Raw genomic sequence first — 3,818 nt, forward strand, 5'->3', positions numbered from 1 at the left:
CGCCGACCTTGGACAATTTCTTCGCCGAGTGGTGTCAAAAACTTCGCACTATTTGGTAAAGCAATGTGCCGTCTTCATTTGGTTTTATATTTATATTTTCCGCACTTTACTTTAGAGTGAAAGCGAAAGGAAATGGGGGGTTTTTATGAAAGGTATTATTTTAGCGGGTGGGTCAGGCACTCGATTGTATCCAATTACACGGGCAATTTCTAAGCAGTTAATTCCGATTTATGACAAGCCAATGATCTACTACCCAATGTCCACGTTGATGTTGGCGGGGATCAAAGACATTATGTTGATTTCAACGCCTAAAGACTTGCCACGATTTGAAGAACTTTTTGGTGATGGGCATGATTTAGGCCTGAACTTAGAATACAAAGTTCAAGAACATCCTAATGGGTTAGCTGAAGCGTTCATTTTAGCCGCAGACTTTATCGGTGACGATTCCGTTTGCTTGATTTTAGGCGACAACGTCTTTTATGGCGGTGGCTTGTCCAAGATGCTGCAACATGCAGCTTCTAAGCCAGCCGGCGCCACGGTATTTGGCTATCATGTCAACGATCCAGAACGATTCGGTGTTGTTGATTTCGATGAGAACATGCATGCCAAGTCCATTATCGAAAAACCTGAACACCCTGCATCTAACTACGCGGTGACTGGGTTATACTTCTACGATAACGATGTCGTTGAAATTGCGAAGAACATTAAGCCTTCTGAGCGTGGAGAACTTGAAATCACCGATATCAACCAAGAATACCTGCGTCGTGGACAACTTGATGTTGAATTAATGGGTCGCGGGTTTGCCTGGTTGGATACCGGGACACATCAGTCCTTACAAACAGCGTCGGCATTTATTGCATCCATTCAGCATCGTCAAAACCTTCAGATTTCTTGCTTAGAAGAAATCGCTTATCGAATGGGCTACATCGACATCAAACAAGTTGAAAAACTTGCCCAACCGTTAAAGAAAACCGAATATGGGCAATACTTATTACAATTAGTTAAACAGGAGGCCAAATAGTTATGGCATTAAAGATCATTCCAACCAAGTTACAAGACGTCAAGTTAGTTGAAACCGATGTATTCGGCGACAACCGTGGATTCTTCACTGAAACTTACACTCGTGAAAAGTTCATCGAAGCCGGCATCACCAATGACTTCAACCAAGACAACCAATCCTTGTCCGCTGAAGCCGGTGTATTGCGTGGTTTGCACTACCAATATGGTAAAGATGCCCAAACGAAGTTGGTTCGCGTCGTGACCGGTGTGGTTGAAGATGTCTTAGTTGATATCCGTAAGGGTTCTCCAACATACGGCCAATGGGAAGGCTACATTTTATCCGAATTCAACCATCGCCAATTGTTGGTCCCAAAGGGCTTCGCGCATGGTTTCATTACGCTGACTAACAACGTCAACTTCTGCTACAAGGTTGAAGGCTACTATGCCCCAGACGCTGACCGTGGGCTCGCTTTTGATGATCCAGATCTTGGCATCGACTGGCCAATGAGCACCGATCACTTGATCATGTCTGAAAAAGATTTGCACCACCCACAACTCAAAGACGCTGACAACAACTTTGTTTACGGGGAAATCTAATATGAAAATTATGGTAACTGGCGGCGCCGGTTTTATCGGCTCCAACTTTGTCCATTATGTGTATAACAATCACCCAGATGTGCAAATCATCGTGCTCGACAAGCTGACTTATGCCGGCAACCGCGCTAACCTCGAAAGTATTTTAGGCGACCGCGTGCAATTGGTCGTCGGTGATATCTGTGATGCGCCATTAGTTGATAAGTTAATGGCTGACGTCGACGCTTGTGTCCACTATGCCGCAGAATCTCATAACGACAACGCTTTATTGGACCCATCACCGTTCTTGCACTCTAACGTGATCGGCACTTACACCTTGCTTGAAGCCGCGCGTAAATACGACGTCCGCTTCCATCATGTCTCGACTGATGAAGTGTATGGTGATTTACCATTGCGCGAAGATTTACCTGGCCATGGTGAAGGCGTTGGCGAAAAGTTTAGCACCGAATCTCGCTACAACCCATCTTCTCCATATTCTTCAACGAAGGCTGCTTCTGACATGTTAGTGCATGGCTGGACGCGATCATTTGGTGTGCGCGCCACGATTTCTAACTGCTCTAACAACTATGGCCCTTACCAATACATTGAAAAGTTCATCCCTCGTCAAATCACCAACATCTTAGCCGGCATCAAGCCAAAGTTATACAGCACTGGTAAAAATGTCCGTGACTGGATCCACACCGAAGACCATTCTTCTGCGGTTTGGACGATCCTGACTAAAGGTAAAATCGGTGAAACTTATTTGATCGGTGCAGACGGCGAACAAGATAACAAGACGGTTTTGGAAATGATCTTAAAAGACATGGGCAAAGACCCATCTGACTATGAACAAGTCAAAGATCGTCCTGGCCACGACTTACGTTACGCCATCGATTCCACGAAGTTGCGCACCGAACTCGGCTGGGCGCCTAAGTACACCGATTTCGATTCTGGTTTGAAGCACACCATTCAATGGTATACGGATAACCAAGATTGGTGGCAAGCTGAAAAGGCTGAAGTCGAAGCGAAATACGCCAAGAACGGCCAATAATTCTTGCAGTCATGGTTGTCATTACAGAAAGCGAAGCGCTCGGCTTCGCTTTTTCGTTGAAGGAGAAGAGAATACATGAAAATTTTGATCACTGGTGCCAACGGTCAACTCGGCACTGAATTACGTCACTTATTGGATCGTCGCGGCCTTGAATACCGCGCGACTGATGCCAAAGAACTCGATATCACCGACGCCGATGCGGTGAATGCTTACGTCAAAGACTTCCAACCAGACGTGATCTATCACTGCGCTGCCTACACTGCCGTGGATAAAGCGGAAGACGAAGGCAAAGCCATCAACCAAAAAGTTAACGTCGATGGCACCAAGAACTTGGCTGTCGCAGCCGGCGAGAATGATGCCACTCTGGTCTACATTTCGACAGATTACGTCTTTGATGGCGATACCGATGAATTGTACACCGTTGATCACAAGCCAGCCCCACGCAACGAATATGGTCGCACTAAGTATGAAGGCGAACTCGCCGTGCAACAGTACGCCAAGAAGTACTACATCATCCGGACTAGCTGGGTCTTTGGTGAATACGGGCATAACTTTGTCTACACCATGTTGAACCTCGCTAAGACGCATGATACGTTGACGGTGGTGAATGATCAATATGGTCGCCCTTCATGGACTAAGACCTTGGCTGAATTCATGACCTTTGCCATCGACCAAAAGCTGGGATATGGCATCTATCACTTGTCTGAAGACAACTCATGTAACTGGTATGAATTTGCCACTGAGATCTTGAAAGACACTGACACCAAGGTCTTGCCTGTCACTTCTGCCGAATATCCACAAAAGGCATGGCGGCCTCGTCATTCGATCTTAGATCTGTCTAAAACCAAAGCAACTGGCTTTGAATTGCCAACTTGGCAAGATGCCTTGCATGAATTTATGGCAGAAATCGCTGAATGGTAGATTATTGAGAATAGTGAGGTCAATACTGAACTAACCATGCGTGAGAACTTTTATCTTGCTACGCACATGAAACAGTAGCAAGATATTGTCAAAGCTATTATACTTTAGTGGCTGTTCAAAAATGTGTAGCATTTGATACTAGTGATTTTAGGTCATTACTGTCATATAATAAATGCATACGAAATCCCGGTTTTCAGACCTCAATTTTCAAGTCAAGTGCAACGATGATAACGAATTCTTGATAGTGGTCTAGGCTGTTACGCCATGCATCGGT

At 45.3% G+C, this 3,818-nt stretch carries 4 protein-coding genes; all 4 read left to right on the forward strand.

Annotated elements, in window-relative coordinates:
* The first annotated feature begins 145 nt into the window (after positions 1-145).
* The 4 genes from rfbA to rfbD all read left to right on the forward strand — a co-directional run bounded on the left by rfbA (position 146) and on the right by rfbD (position 3,544).
* Positions 146-1,021 (forward strand): glucose-1-phosphate thymidylyltransferase RfbA, encoded by an 876-nt coding sequence (gene rfbA, locus JUF11_RS12865; protein ID WP_204119909.1) that lies wholly within the window; start codon positions 146-148, stop codon positions 1,019-1,021.
* A 2-nt stretch (positions 1,022-1,023) separates the two neighbouring features.
* Complete coding sequence (gene rfbC, locus JUF11_RS12870) at positions 1,024-1,596, forward strand: dTDP-4-dehydrorhamnose 3,5-epimerase (RefSeq protein ID WP_204119910.1); 573 nt, start codon at positions 1,024-1,026, stop codon at positions 1,594-1,596.
* Position 1,597: 1 nt separating this feature from the next.
* Entirely contained in the window at positions 1,598-2,623 is a 1,026-nt protein-coding gene (rfbB, locus tag JUF11_RS12875; RefSeq protein ID WP_204119911.1) for a dTDP-glucose 4,6-dehydratase, read from the forward strand.
* Positions 2,624-2,698: 75 nt separating this feature from the next.
* A complete protein-coding gene (gene rfbD / locus JUF11_RS12880; RefSeq protein ID WP_204119912.1) occupies positions 2,699-3,544 on the forward strand; it encodes a dTDP-4-dehydrorhamnose reductase in 846 nt (281 codons plus the stop codon).
* Positions 3,545-3,818 lie beyond the last annotated feature (274 nt).

The organism is Lacticaseibacillus suilingensis (assembly GCF_016861845.1).
GTDB classification, from domain to species: Bacteria; Bacillota; Bacilli; order Lactobacillales; family Lactobacillaceae; genus Lacticaseibacillus; species Lacticaseibacillus suilingensis.